Annotated in this window: 15 protein-coding genes; 2 read left to right on the top strand and 13 right to left on the bottom strand. The window is 54.2% G+C overall.

What is annotated here, in order from left to right; genetic code table 11:
* Positions 1-22: 22 nt before the first annotated feature.
* Positions 23-1,060, bottom strand: a complete 1,038-nt coding sequence (locus LMED105_RS01125) for a YeiH family protein (RefSeq protein ID WP_008247351.1) — start codon at positions 1,058-1,060, stop codon at positions 23-25.
* A 94-nt stretch (positions 1,061-1,154) separates the two neighbouring features.
* Between LMED105_RS01125 and LMED105_RS01120 the strand changes: the two genes are divergently transcribed.
* On the top strand, positions 1,155-2,033 hold the full coding sequence (locus LMED105_RS01120; RefSeq protein WP_008247350.1) for a LysR substrate-binding domain-containing protein: 879 nt from the start codon (positions 1,155-1,157) through the stop codon (positions 2,031-2,033).
* Between the two features lie 19 nt (positions 2,034-2,052).
* On the opposite strand, the gene LMED105_RS01115 is transcribed toward LMED105_RS01120, so the two are convergent.
* A complete protein-coding gene (locus LMED105_RS01115) occupies positions 2,053-2,949 on the bottom strand; it encodes a LysR family transcriptional regulator (protein ID WP_008247349.1) in 897 nt (298 codons plus the stop codon).
* 109 nt (positions 2,950-3,058) lie between these two features.
* On the opposite strand from LMED105_RS01115, the gene LMED105_RS01110 reads away from it, so the two are divergent.
* Positions 3,059-4,225, top strand: coding sequence for a mandelate racemase/muconate lactonizing enzyme family protein (locus tag LMED105_RS01110; protein WP_008247348.1), 1,167 nt, complete (start codon positions 3,059-3,061; stop codon positions 4,223-4,225).
* 71 nt (positions 4,226-4,296) lie between these two features.
* Here the strand turns inward: LMED105_RS01110 and LMED105_RS01105 are convergent, their stop codons facing one another.
* The 11 genes from LMED105_RS01105 to LMED105_RS01050 all read right to left on the bottom strand — a co-directional run bounded on the left by LMED105_RS01105 (position 4,297) and on the right by LMED105_RS01050 (position 13,733).
* Positions 4,297-4,836, bottom strand: a complete 540-nt coding sequence (locus LMED105_RS01105; RefSeq protein ID WP_008247347.1) for a DUF3455 domain-containing protein — start codon at positions 4,834-4,836, stop codon at positions 4,297-4,299.
* Positions 4,837-4,911: 75 nt separating this feature from the next.
* Positions 4,912-5,748: a sulfite exporter TauE/SafE family protein gene (locus tag LMED105_RS01100; protein ID WP_008247346.1), complete on the bottom strand. Its 837-nt coding sequence runs from the start codon at positions 5,746-5,748 to the stop codon at positions 4,912-4,914.
* Complete coding sequence (locus LMED105_RS01095) at positions 5,736-6,641, bottom strand: acyltransferase domain-containing protein (protein WP_008247345.1); 906 nt, start codon at positions 6,639-6,641, stop codon at positions 5,736-5,738. Before LMED105_RS01095 ends, LMED105_RS01100 begins: the two co-directional genes overlap by 13 nt.
* A complete protein-coding gene (locus tag LMED105_RS01090) occupies positions 6,641-7,516 on the bottom strand; it encodes a triphosphoribosyl-dephospho-CoA synthase (protein WP_008247344.1) in 876 nt (291 codons plus the stop codon). The genes LMED105_RS01095 and LMED105_RS01090 overlap by 1 nt, the downstream gene beginning before the upstream one ends.
* Positions 7,513-8,211: a malonate decarboxylase holo-[acyl-carrier-protein] synthase gene (gene mdcG / locus LMED105_RS15970; RefSeq protein ID WP_008247337.1), complete on the bottom strand. Its 699-nt coding sequence runs from the start codon at positions 8,209-8,211 to the stop codon at positions 7,513-7,515. Before mdcG ends, LMED105_RS01090 begins: the two co-directional genes overlap by 4 nt.
* A 21-nt stretch (positions 8,212-8,232) precedes the next feature.
* Positions 8,233-8,955, bottom strand: coding sequence for a biotin-independent malonate decarboxylase subunit gamma (gene mdcE, locus LMED105_RS01075; protein WP_008247334.1), 723 nt, complete (start codon positions 8,953-8,955; stop codon positions 8,233-8,235).
* Positions 8,952-9,851 carry a biotin-independent malonate decarboxylase subunit beta gene (locus tag LMED105_RS01070; RefSeq protein ID WP_008247331.1) on the bottom strand — a complete coding sequence of 300 codons (900 nt, stop codon included), beginning with the start codon at positions 9,849-9,851 and terminating at the stop codon, positions 8,952-8,954. Before LMED105_RS01070 ends, mdcE begins: the two co-directional genes overlap by 4 nt.
* Positions 9,841-10,164 (bottom strand): malonate decarboxylase acyl carrier protein, encoded by a 324-nt coding sequence (gene mdcC, locus LMED105_RS01065; RefSeq protein ID WP_008247329.1) that lies wholly within the window; start codon positions 10,162-10,164, stop codon positions 9,841-9,843. Before mdcC ends, LMED105_RS01070 begins: the two co-directional genes overlap by 11 nt.
* A gap of 12 nt (positions 10,165-10,176) precedes the next feature.
* Positions 10,177-11,841, bottom strand: a complete 1,665-nt coding sequence (mdcA, locus tag LMED105_RS01060) for a malonate decarboxylase subunit alpha (protein ID WP_008247327.1) — start codon at positions 11,839-11,841, stop codon at positions 10,177-10,179.
* A gap of 15 nt (positions 11,842-11,856) precedes the next feature.
* Positions 11,857-13,200, bottom strand: coding sequence for a TRAP transporter large permease (locus LMED105_RS01055; protein WP_040512029.1), 1,344 nt, complete (start codon positions 13,198-13,200; stop codon positions 11,857-11,859).
* 2 nt (positions 13,201-13,202) lie between these two features.
* Positions 13,203-13,733 carry a TRAP transporter small permease subunit gene (locus LMED105_RS01050; RefSeq protein WP_008247322.1) on the bottom strand — a complete coding sequence of 177 codons (531 nt, stop codon included), beginning with the start codon at positions 13,731-13,733 and terminating at the stop codon, positions 13,203-13,205.
* Positions 13,734-13,799: the final 66 nt, after the last annotated feature.

Below are 13,799 nucleotides of genomic sequence, written 5' to 3'. Positions count from 1 at the left end.
TGAATTTTTTGCACAACCCAAATTAATGCGTTGCAGCACCGCTTTGAATCACATGCACCAATACAAAACCTGATGCCCACAGGTGAATGCACAGCACACTGCCCAAGGCCCACACCTTCAAACCTGCGGCCCGCAAATCAACCCAGCGCGTACCCACACCCAAGGCCGCCAGGCCTGTGGCCATTAGCAGCTGGGACAAATCAACCAAAGCGATTTCCAGTTGAATATTCAGCACACCTGTGGATTTCAAAACCACAGCCAATAGAAATCCCCACAAAAACACAGGAGGCTGCATGGAGACATTGCTTAAGGGAGCTCCCGCCTGCTTGCGCTGTTCACGCACCATGCTCCAGGCCAGCCACACCATGGCCGGGGCCAACAAAGCCACGCGCAACATTTTCTCGATCAAGGCGAATGTGGGTGCTTCACCACCCACCAAGGCGGCACCAGCCACGACATGCCCCAACTCATGAACACTTAAGCCCAGCCAAAGGCCCGTGAAATCGGCCTGCAAACTGAACAGCCACTGAAAACCCGGAATGGCAAACATGCTGAGTGTGCCAAACACAACCGCCGTGCCCAAGGCAGCGGATGTGGCTGCAGGCGGCGCACGCAACACTGAATCCGCTGCAGCAATGGCGGCACCACCGCAAATTGCACTGCCTGCGCCAATCAACAAAAAGCTGCTGGCCTGCAGGCCCATGCGCTTGCCCAACCAGGCTGCCAGGCCCAAAGTGCTGACCACCACAAACACCGCCGCCAATACACCTGCCCAACCCACTGCCAGCAAATCAGCAAACCCCAACTGGAAACCAAACAGGGCAATGCCGGTGCGCATCACATGGCGGCGTGCAAAGCCAAACCCGGCGTGCCCGTGCTGCGCCAATGCGGGTGCAGCATTGCCCAAGGCCATGCCTAAAAACATGGCCAGTGGCAACAGGCCCAAACCCCATGCTGCCAAACCACCCTGCACTGCTCCAAGCCAGGCAAAAGCCGCCAATACCATGCTTAGAAGCAGGCCGACAGGCAAAGCAGTGTTGGGGGCTTGAAGAACGCGCATGAATCATGAATTCAAAAAAGACACCTTATGGTGATGCTTTTTTTCTCATATCCATAGACAATGAAATTCCTGTATTCATAACTTAGAGTTATGTATGAATCTGCACTTGCTTCGAATATTTGTCTGTGCTGTTGAGGAAAACAGTTTCACCAAGGCGGCAGACCAACTGGGCATTAGCCAGCCTGCTGTTTCAAAAGCTGTGCGAGAACTTGAATCGCAACTGGACACCCTGCTGCTTGAGCGCCAAGGCAAGTACTTCAAACCCAACGAGGCTGGGCAGGTGTTGTACGACTACGGCAAAAGCTTGTTCGCCATGGAGCGCGAGGCCAGCGAAGTGCTGCGTGCTTTCAAGAACCTGGAACGCGGGCGGCTGATTGTGGGTGCCAGCACCACGGTGGCCAGCTACTGGCTTGCACCTTATTTGAAAAAGTTCTCCGACAAGCACCCAGGTGTGGACATACAAGTGGTGGGCGCCAACACTGAAAGCGTTGCCCAACTGTTGTTGGACTGCAAAGTGGATGTGGCCCTGGTGGAAGGCGAAGTGAACGACGAACGAATCGAAACGCGTTTGTGGCGCACCGAGGAAATGGTGGCCATTGCGCCCAGCTTCGAGAGCAGCATACGCAAGCGCGAACTGGAGCAGCAGGTGTGGATACTGCGCGAACAGGGTTCAGGCAGCCGCAATGTGGCGGAGCAACTGCTGCTGAACATGGGAATACAAGCCCAGCGCACATTGGAAATGAACAGCAACGAGGCCATTATTCAAGCGGTGGCAGCGGGCTGCGGCGTGGGCATTGTGCCGAAAATTACCGCACGTGATCAGCTTGCCTTGCGGCGGGTAAAACGCTTTGCATTGGGTTCAGGAAAAATGGAACGCCCCTTGTTCAGGCTGCGCTTGCCACACAGGCCGTTGAGCAATGCCGCATTGGCATTTGAGGCTTTGTTGGGAGCGAACGTTAAACAAGCAAGCTGAGGGGCCGATTTTCTAGCCATTACGCTGCAAGCTTCTTAACCAGAAAATCGATAAAAACCCGCACCCGAGCAGCCTGGTTTTGTTTGCTGGGGTAGTAGGCATACAAGTCGGCACTGGGCAACTTAAACGCCGGCAAAACCCGGCGCAATCGGCCACTTTCAAGGTACTTGGTCACATCCCATTCCGAACGAATCACAATACCTTGCCCATCAAGAGCCCATCCTTGAACAATGTCGCCATCATTGCTTGACAGTGCACTGTGTACTTTCACGAACTCGGTTTGTCCATTCACCAGAAAACGCCACACGCCATAGGCATCATCATTTTGCCGATGCACGATGCAGCGATGTTTGGTCAAATCCGCCAGTGTTTTGGGCACACCATGCTTTTCCAGATAAGCAGGCGCCGCACACATGAACCGACGGTTTGACATGATTCGGCGGGCATTAATGCGATTGTCCGGCAACTCCCCAAAACGAATGGCCAAATCAAAACCGGTTTCAATCAGATCAATCGGGCGATCTGTTACCTCAAGTTGAATTTCGACCTCTGGGTATTCTGAAGTGAATTCCGACACCAAGGGCGCAATGATGGTGCGACCAAAACCCAGCGGCGCATTCACGCGCAGAATACCGCGCGGCGCTCGCCGACTGTCCAGAATTAACTCATCCAGCTCCTGCAGTTCCGCAACCAGGCGAATTGCATGCTGAAGATAGATTTCTCCTTCCGGGGTCAGGCTGATTTTTCGAGTGCTCCGATTTAACAATCGCGCGCCAAGCCGCTTCTCCATCGACGCAAGCCGCATTGTTGCCGCTGGGGGCGTGATGTTCATGGCCCGGGCAGCAGCCGACAAGCTTCCCAACCTGTTGAGAAGCACGAAAAACTCCAGTTCGGAAAAAGTCGCAGTTTTAAGCAAAGCTTAATAATGATTTAAATAATGGGTTAAACACACAGCATAAACTTAAAACTATTCTTGTACCACTGAAGCCGAATTTCTGGCCTTCGCACAACAAGGGAGATGCAAAATGAGAATAGTTGAAATCCGCGAGAAGACCATACCGATCAGCTCGCCAATTCGAAATGCGTACATCGACTTCAGCAAAATGACGCTGAGTCTGGTTGCAGTGGTGACCGATGTAATTCGCAACGGAAAACCCGTGATTGGTTATGGCTTCAATTCAAACGGCCGTTATGGCCAGGGCAAGTTGATGCGCGAACGATTCATTCCGCGAATCATGGAAGCAGATCCCGCAACGCTGCTTGATGACACCGGAAGTAACCTGGATCCACACAAAATCTGGAATTGCATGTTCACCAACGAGAAGCCAGGTGGGCACGGCGAGCGTTCTGTGGCCATTGGTACCATCGACATGGCTGTGTGGGACGCCGTGGCAAAGATTGCCGACAAACCTTTGTTTCAGCTGCTTGCAGATCGCTACGGGAATGGCGAAGCGAATCGCAAAATTTTCGTGTATGCCGCTGGCGGATATTACTACCCAGGCCAAGACCACGAGAAACTGAAAGATGAAATGCGCAGTTACATCGACCGTGGGTACACGGTTGTGAAGAAGAAAATTGGCGGTGCTTCGCTGGATGAAGACTTGCGCCGAATCGACTCAATCCTGAGCGTTCTTCAAGATGGCCAGAAACTGGCTGTGGATGCCAATGGCCGCTTTGATCTGGATACTGCCATTAAATATGCGAAGGCACTGTCGCAATACGACCTGTTTTGGTATGAAGAAGCGGGCGATCCGCTGGATTTCGAATTGCAGGCCACACTGCGCAATTACTACAAGAACCCAATGGCCACCGGCGAGAACCTTTTCTCCATGCAAGACGCACGTAACCTGATTCGCCACGGCGGAATGCGCCCTGATCGCGACTGGTTGCAATTTGACTGCGCGCTCAGCTATGGCTTGGTTGAATACTTGCGCACACTGAACATGCTTAAAGAACATGGCTGGTCTGCGAGCCGCTGCATTCCCCATGGCGGGCACCAGATGTCATTGAACATTGCGGCGGGCCTGGGTTTAGGGGGCAATGAATCGTATCCAGATCTGTTTCAACCCTATGGCGGATTTCCCGACGGAGTAAAAGTTGAAAACGGCTACGTGACCTTGCCCGAACTGGCAGGCATCGGCTTTGAATACAAAGCCGATTTGATTAGTGAAATGCGTAAACTGGCCGAGTAAAGTACTCAGACCATTCGCTCGCACAGTCAATCTGCGTAGAAACCGGATCACTGTGCGGCGACCTCTGCCATTCAATTCGCCTTCCAAAACCGGTACTGCGCCTTGTAGTCCACCTCGGCTTTTTCTCCTTCATTGTCAGCTGAGCACTTTTTGGCAGGTGCAACACCACCCTGTGTTTTCACGCGCTGTATATAACTGATCGCAGTCAAGGCACCAAGACCGCCAGAAACGTCGGCTTTCACCAGTTGAAGGGGAATGTTTTTGCTGCCATTGGGCGACACAGCCACTTGCGAGCCGGTGACAAACGAGCCGTCTTTGTGGCTCCAACGTGCGGGCGGGCCAGAGTAATCGCCCACTTTCTCACCGCCCTCATCGCTCAGTTCGGCTTTCGGGCCAACCATGCTCCACTTGTAAGTGGTCAGCGGGTCTTTTTCTTTGCTGCACTGGTATTCAATGGTTCCGCTGGCTTTGGTTTCAAGCACCAAAGTATTGGCTGTTGCCACCTGGATCAGCGCTGGCAAACCTTTCTGTGCAGAATCAGTTTGTGCAAAAGCCAAAGGTTGCGCGCAAAGCGTGGTCAAACCCAACATCAACAAACTGGTTTTTTTCATGTGTATTGCCTCGTGCTGCTTTGTTTCATCAAGTAAGGCTAACGTGGGCAAAACCTGATGCGTTTACAACACCGCCTAAAACACACCCCACATCATATTCACAGCAATGCCAAACACCACCACTGCAAACACTTTTCGAAGCAAAGGTGCCGGCAAAATGTGAGCCGCCTGCGCACCCCACGGGGCAAGCAACACGCTGGCCACCACCGTGAACAGCAAGGCGGGTGTGTATACAAAACCCAGGCTGCCTGTGGGCAGGCCCGGTGCTGTCCAGCCATTGAAAATGAAACCAATGGTTCCGCCCAGGGCAATTGGAAAACCCATGGCCGAGGCCGTGCCAATTGCATTTTTAATCGACACATTGCACCACACCAAAAACGGTACGGTAAGCGCGCCACCGCCCACTGCAACCAGTGAGGACGCCGTACCAATGAAGGTGGCTACGCCCATTTGCCCGTTGCGCCCCGGCAATACACGGCCCGGTTTGGGCTTGTATTCAAAGAACATTTGAAACGAGGCCAGCCCCATGAACAGGGCAAAGAACACAATCAGGAAAGTGGTAGAAACATGCCGTGCCAGGAAAGTACCAAACAAGGTGCCCAGCAGAATACCGGGGATGAAATTTTTCACGACATCCCAACGCACAGCGCCATGCAAGTGGTGCGAGCGCACACTGGACACCGAGGTGAACAGAATGGTGGCCATGGAAGTGCCGAGCGCCAAACGGAAATGCCACTGCCCCGGCAAGGCGGCCAGTTTGAAGGCCCACACCAGCGCGGGCACCAACACACTGCCGCCGCCCACACCCAATAGGCCCGCCAGAAAACCGGCAACCACACCAATGGCAATGTACGCAGCAACAGCCTGCACTGTAAAAATTTCAGCGAACAGCGCTGCGTTCAGGTCAACCAATTCAATGCGCCTTCAAAGGTTTGAAACTCGGACAAAGAACGTGCCTGCACATTCGGAAACCGTTCACGCACCATGCGGGTCAGCGTATTGCCAGGCCCCACTTCGAAGTAAACCGTGGCACCCATCTCGGCGGCCAAGTCCAGTGTGCGTGCCCACTGCAGGGGCTCTGAAATTTGACGTGCAAGGCAATCAATTGCGCCATCACGACTCTCTACAGGACTGCCGTCCAGCGCACTGAGTACCGGACAATTGAATCCGTGCCAACCGGCTGCTTCCAGCGCACTTTTAAATTCGGCACTGGCATCCTTCAACCACGGTGTGTGCGAGGGCACTTGCACATTCAGATGCACCACATGCGCACCCAGCTCGCGCTCCATACCTTTGCAAATGGACTTCATCACAGCCTTGGGGCCGGCCAACACTGCGTGTTGTTCATCATTCACAATCGCCACAGCCAAGCCATGTTCTTGTGCCAGCGCATTGAGTTTGTCAATGCGAACACCCTTCACGGCCATCATGCCGTAAGCAGCCGGTGCAGCGCGGTCCATGCACTGTGCGCGCCTCACAGCCAAATCAATGCCATCCAGAGCCTGCACACTGCCTGCCACCACGTGGGCGGTCAGTTCACCAATGCTGTAACCAGCGCTTAAATTCGCATGTTTGCCTTGTGCTTTCAGTGCATTCGCCACAGCTGCGCCTGCAGCAACAATCAGGGGCTGGGCATGCGCATTCATAAAGCACAGTTCGGAATTCTGCGACACCGCCATGGCATCAAAAGGCATGGCTGCCAACAAAGGTTCAAGGTGCGGCGCAATCAAGGGCTCGGCCAACAAACGCGGCAACACTTCAACAGTTTGGCTACCCTGCCCCGGGCACAAAATACACAAGGTCATCAGCGGGCCACCATGAAGTTGGGCAGCTCTGAATTGACTTGCACCAGCGCTTGCACAAACAGCGCGGCAGACAATAAATCGGCGCTGCCGCCCGGGCTTAACCATTGCGATTCAAACTGCGCACACAGGTGCTGTGCCCTGCTTCGCCAGCCCGGCGCAAATACACCACCCTCTGCCAGAAATTGATCAACCCGGCTTTGGGCCCACTGCAAACCTTTCAAGCCACCACGATGTGCAAGGTTGGTGTCGGGCAGTTTGCCAATGGTGCACACCAGGGCATGCAACTGCGCCTGTTCGGGTGAAATACCCTCGGACAAGGCCCAACACAGCTGGGGCACCGTGGTCCAAAACAGCACCGGAAAACCCTCGGCGGCTTGCTCGCGGGCACCTGGCAAGCCAAAGGCGTCTTTTACCAACCGCCCATGTGTGGGCGCATCCAGGTGTTGAACCTGGTCTTGCACACCTGCCAACAAAATATTCACGCCCCATTTGGCAGCCACCAACCGGCCCAGGCTGATCGGCTCGAAACAACCGTGTTCGCGAAACTGGGCACCCGCTGCACCCGCCAGCAAACCCATCAGGAAAATGGCGCCTTTGTGGGTGTTTACGCCCCCTGTGGCCTTGAACATGGCTTTCTCGGCAGCCAAACCATGCGCCTGCAATGTTCTGAATTCTGCACCCTCAATGCCCGCTGCAAAACAGGATCCGAAATACCCCCGCAAAGCATCAATACTGCGGTGGAAAGTGGCGCAGTTCATGTCGGCATGGCTGCCATTGTTGCCAGGGCACACCAAGCCTGGCTTGTACTCCAGGTCCACTTCCTGCCGAAGGGCGTCACACGCCGCTGCATCGATTCGCGCGACCAGTTCCTTCATGCAGCACTCCCGATCGGGCATTGAAAGCCCTGCTGATACGTCGCCAATGTAACTAGTTTCACAGCGTGATTGCTTTTACAAAGCAACTGCGAATCTACATTTCGAAGCCCTTGAAAGAGTTCTCGCCACTGCACAGCCTGGCCACTCGGGTTCAGCACCTCGCCATCGACTTTGAACTCGGGATATTCGGTTTGAAGGGCATTCAGAAAAATGCACAGTGTCTCGGCTTCAAACCAACTCACTGGTTTGAACAGCACATCAAGATCGGAGTTTTCAGTGAGGCACGGCAAACCGGTTAACACCTGCACAGCGCTTGAACCATAGACATGCGCAGCAATGTGCTGCTGATCCAGAAACCGCTGCAAGGCACCAGCGCCGGCTTGCCAATGCTGCGGCAATTGAGGCAGCACGGCACCAAAGCCAGGCCCTTGCTGATGCTTTTGAATGCCTTGAACATTGACAACGAACGACAATCGCCGCTTTCCCCAAGCCGCGGGCTCAGCCAAACCCACCCGCAGGCAATTGGGTAACACCTCATCCTGACGCGCCACAATTAGCGGGTAGCGGCCAAGTACCCAGCGGTGCAACAGCGACAAAGCGCTGATGGGTTCCATGGGCAGCGGGCCGGCATACTCGGCATGCTTGACCGAATCAATGTGTAGCCAAACCAGATCATGGCGATTGAAAGTGATCATGTGGTGCTTATGGGCTTGTCGTCAATTGGCCAGAACACGCTCAATCACTACGCCTGCAGCCTTTCTGCCACCGCGTTCAACGCCCCGCGCAATGCGGAGGTCTTTGCCAATGTCTTCACGCGATTTGGCTTGCAAACCAGCAATTGCTGCGGCCAGTTGCGCGGCATAGTCGCCTTGCCACACTGCGTCAAGATGGCCCATGCGCAAATAATTTTCCACGCCGGGCGAAAACACGGGCGACTGTTTGGCCAGTTCTTGCAAATGGTCCAAAGGAATTTTTGTGATGCGCGACATCGCCGGCAAATTCATGACTTTGATTTCTGCATCAGACAAGGCATAGCAGGCATCGGCCATCATGCCGGTGCTGATGTACCCGCCACTGACTGCTTCGCCGTACACCACACTCACGATCACATGGCCACGCTGGCGTGCCAGTTCAACCGCCTTCGCCAAGTGTGCCATGTAGCCATTCAAACCCATCAGTTCATCGCGGCGGCGAAGGCGTTGCCCCTGCGTGTCCAGCAAAAACACAATGGGCTCGCCCGGGCGCTGCTTGATGGTTTCAATCACCACGCGCGCCATGGTCAGGGCCATGTCGGCACCCACCTCGGCTTTTTCAGCAGTGCCAATTACGGTCACCTGCTGATTGCCGACAGTTGCTCGGCCATAGAAATGATCTGCCTCCAGATACTCTGCTTTCCAGCCGCTGGCGAACAATGCGTTTAACACTTGATCCCGGTTCATTGCGCACCCCTTGCCACATCGCGTGCAACGCTTGTTGCGCGCACAAATTCATCAGCGGGCATCAATGCCAGCTCTTCGGCACTAGGCAGCCCCAAGCGTTGCCAAATTTCCTTGGCATCGCGGCAGTCACCAAACTGCTCAAGCCGTTGCGTCAACATGGCATGCTCGGCTTCCAGATTCTCCAGGTCAAAACTCACCTTGCCGGAATCGAGTGCAGCCAAAGCAGCGTTTCGAAATGCATCCACTTCATCGGCCACCAAGGCTTGAATATCTCCCATCACATAACGATGCTTGCCCCCACTCACACGCCACACCAGTGCACGGTCACGTGAATCAAATTCTTCCACGCCATACACGGTTTCGATCACCTCCGGGCCCGACATGGCCAGGCGCCCTTCTTCGGACATGATCAGTACATCGCAGCAACGGGCAATCAGGCCAGTACCGCCGAAGCAACCCGCTGCGCCACCGATCAAACCAATGAATTGAATGCCTTGTGCACGGGCTGCACACACGGCACGCATGATTTCAGACACTGCGATTAATCCGGCATTGGCCTCATGCAGACGCACGCCTCCGCTTTCAAATATCAACAGCACTGCACGGGGTTTTTCTTTTACGGCTTTGGCAATGAGTGCGGTTATTTTTGCACCATGCACTTCGCCAATGGCACCGCCCAGAAACTCACCTTCCTGGGCGGCCACCAGCACAGGTGCACCACCCAAAGTGGCTCGCCCAATGACCACACCATCATCAAATGCAACCGGTTGCTCAAGCAGCGCCATGTGCGGGCTGCTGATGCGATCGGAGGGCTTCAGGATTTCCTGAAAACTGCCTGCGTCGCACACGGCCTGCACACGCTCGCGTGCACTGGCTTCCAGAAAACTATTGGCCATGCTGGTTCTCCCATGCCTCAATGGCTTGGTCCAGGCGCAGGCTGACCACAGCCGGTGTTGCGCCCACATCGTGAATTTCAATTTTCAAACCGCCTGCATTTTTTCGCTCTGCGAAATCAGCCAGTACGGCTTGCCAAATTTGCCCGAAACCGCGTGCGGAGGTTTGAATGTCCACTGAACACTGCGCGGTATCCTCGCCTTTCTCCAGCAACACTTCGCAGTTGCCGCTGGCAGTGACGCCCACCAGCACGGCATCGCGATTTGTGGGCTGCGCCTTGCTGGGTAAGTTGTATTTCAGTTGTTCCATACTCATGATGAAAGCCCCTTACCAATTGCGGAAGCGGCTAGGCGGGTTGTACAAACCGCCCGAAGCACGCACCAAGTCTTTCACGGTTTTCGCGGCCAACAGATCGCGCGTGGCATCGCGCCGGGCAATGCCCAGGTCTTCGGCGCGTTTGATCACGCCACGCGCACGCAGTTCTTCCACCTTCTTTTTGTCGCGGGCCATGCCCACTTCGGTGTAGCCCGCCACGCCACGAATGGCTTGCTCGCGTTCTTCCTCGCCACGACACAACAGCAAATTCGCAATGCCTTCTTCGGTCACAATGTGGGTTACGTCGTCACCAAAAATCATCACGGGCGGGTTGTTCAAACCCATGCTGTCGGCCAAATCCCAAGCGTCCAGGCGTTCAACAAATGCGGGCGCCATGTGCTCGCGGAATGTTTCAACCATTTGCACCACCAGCTTGCGGCCACGCGGCATGTGTTCTGGGTTGGCTTGCGCTTCACGGCCTGCTTTCACCCAGGCTTCGCTTTCATGTCTGCGGCCACGTGCATCTGCGCCCATATTGGGTGCGCCACCGAAACCGGCAATTCGACCCTTGGTGGCCGTACTGCTGTTGCCATAGGTGTCAATTTGCAAGGTTGAGCCAATGAACAGGTCGCAGGCGTAGTGTCCTGCTGCCTGACAAAAAGCGCGGTTGCTGCGCATGCTGCCATCGCCCCCGGTGAAGAACACATCGGGCCTTGCGGCAATGTATTTTTCCATGCCCAGTTCGCTACCGAAGCTGTGCACGCTTTGTACAAAACCGGCTTCAATCGCAGGTATTAACGCAGGGTGCGGGTTCAGCGCCCAGTTGGTACAAACTTTTCCTTTCAAACCCAATTGCTCGCCATAGGTGGGCAGCAGCAGTTCGATGGCTGCAGTGTCGAATCCAATGCCGTGGTTCAAACGCTTCACACCGTACTCGGCGTAAATGCCCTTGATCACCATCATCGCCATCAACACCTGAATTTCTGAAATTTGCGCAGGGTCGCGCGTGAACAGCGGTTCAATGTAATTGGGGCGCGGTGCCTGTATTACAAAATCCACCCAATCCGCAGGCACATCCACACGCGGCAAGGTGTCGCGTATTTCATTGACCTGCACAATCACAATGCCGTTTTTAAATGCAGCGGCTTCTACAATCGCAGGCGTGTCTTCGGTATTCGGGCCGGTGTACAAATTGCCCTGTGCATCGGCGGCTTCTGCAGCAATCAAGGCCACGTTGGGCGTTAAGTCGACGAAGTAACGGCCAAACAATTCCAGGTAAGTGTGAATCGCATTGATCTTGATTTTTCCGGCTGCCACCAGGTTGGCCAGGCGCGCACCTTGTGGACCCGAAAACGAAAAGTCGATTTCTTTGGCAATGCCTTTGTCAAACAAGGCTGTGTGTTCAGGCAAAGCCACCACCGACTGCAACAAGTGCAAATCATGCACCTGTTGCGGGTTCACTTTGGCCAAACACTGCGCCAGAAAATCCGCCTGCTTTTGGTTATTGCCTTCCAGGCAAACCCGGTCGCCCGGCTCAATCACACTTTCAAGCAAAGCCACGGTCTGGTCCGCCTTGACCACCTTGCCAGAATTGCCCCCGGCAAGGTGGGAAGCGCGGCCCAACCGGGCCGCCTTGGATTGTTGCCCTTGGCGCCAGTTTTTTTCTGATAAATTCATTGTCAGTTCCTGTGATTAATCGCCATAGAACATGTCGGGCAACCAAAGAACGATCTCTGGAAACACTGCCAGCAACACGATGTACAACACCATGATTGCGATGAATGGCAGAATGCCCCGCAAAATTTCACCGAACTTGATATCAGGCGCAATGCCATTAATTACAAACAGGTTCAGGCCCACGGGCGGTGTAATCAAGCCCAGTTCCATATTGATGGTCAAGACGATGCCGAACCAGATTGGATCAAAACCTGCGGCCATCATGGGGGGCAAAATTACTGGCGTGATCATGAGAATAATGGCCACAGGCGGCAGGAAGAAACCCAGCACCAACAACAAAATATTCACCCAAAACAGCAGGGCCCACTTTGACATTTCCAGTGCCACCAGCCATTCCGCCATGCTCTGGCTAATACGCAAATAGCTCATTACATAGGTGAACAAAAAGGCCATGGCGATGATCATCATGATCATGCAGCTTTCACGTGCGGCGCCCGACAGAATGTATTTGATGTCTTCCCACTTGTAGCAGCCATACAAAGCAGCGACCAACACCATCGCACCAAATGCACCCACACCAGCCACCTCGGAAGGTGTGCCGAATCCACCATACATGGCCACCATGATTACGGTGATCAGCAGCAGGAACGGCACCAAGCGGGGCAAGGCTTCCATCTTTTCACGGAATGTGAATGTTTCTTTTCTGGACACCGCCTCAATTTCTTCTGGCGATGCAGTCTGCATCCATTTGTGACGATCACGCACATACTGAAACACCACATATACCGCAAACAACGTTGCCAGCAAAAGGCCCGGGATAATACCTGCAATGAACAACTCACCAATGGATTGCTCAGCAATCACACCGTAAATAATCAAGGTAATGCTGGGTGGAATCAAAATGCCCAATGTGCCGCCTGCAGCAATCAGCCCGGAAGCCAAGGCACCGGTGTAACCACGTTTGCGCATTTCAGGAATGCCCATGCCGCCAATGGCCGCACAGGTTGCAGGGCTTGAGCCACAGAGTGCCGAGAAAATGGTGCAACCCACCACGTTGGCTACACCCAAGCTGCCTGGCATTTTATAAAGCCAGCGGTAGGAGGCCTCGTACAAATCGACCGCAGCCCTTGTTTTACCAATCGCGGCCCCCATTAAGATAAACAAGGGGATGGTGAGCAAAGTGAAATTGTCCAGCTCGCCGAAAATTGTTTCAGCAATGAAATCAATGTTGGCGGGTGGCATAAAAAAATACATCGTAATCACTGCTGACGAACCCAACGCGAACGCGATTGGCATACCCGAAAACAGCAACACCAGGGTAAGGGCTGTATACAGCAGCCCGATTTCCATCGTCCCCATGTTTATTCTCCTGCGCCGTGAGCGGTTTTTTCAATGGGTTTACCTGTAAATCCTTCAATGATTTGAATCACAAATTGAAGCGACAACAGGCTCATGCCCAAGGCCATGAACAAATAAGGAATCCACAACTTCGGCCCCCAGGTGGAACCGCTGTCCCAACCGCCCTCCCAGGCCTCGTGAAAAAATTCCCACGATAGAAAAGCCACAATTGTGCAAAACCCGAGCGACAGCAAATCACCCAACAACATACGCACGCGCGTCCATTTTGCGGACATGACTTCATCCAGAATTTCGATACCCACATGCGCGCGCTCGCGCTGGGTGTGTGCGGCCGACATGAATGTGGCGGCAATCAACATGAAAATACACAACTCAATGACCCAGTCATTGGACACTGAAATGACGTAACGGGTGATCACCTCGTACATCAGCACCAAGGCGCACACCACAATGAGCACCGCCGAGAGGTAGGCCATCAGTTTGTTGAATGCCTTGACTGCGCGGCAGAAACCTTGCCAAGCACCTGAAATCATAATTATTCTCCGGGTTTGACCCGAGCGGGTTCACGACAATTCGCAAACCCGCCCGAAGACAAAAGG

Origin of the sequence: Limnobacter sp. MED105 (assembly GCF_000170915.1) — a bacterium.
GTDB lineage: Bacteria > Pseudomonadota > Gammaproteobacteria > Burkholderiales > Burkholderiaceae_B > Limnobacter.
Note: the sequence above shows the minus strand (reverse complement) of the source record. Positions and strands in the feature narration are given on the sequence as shown.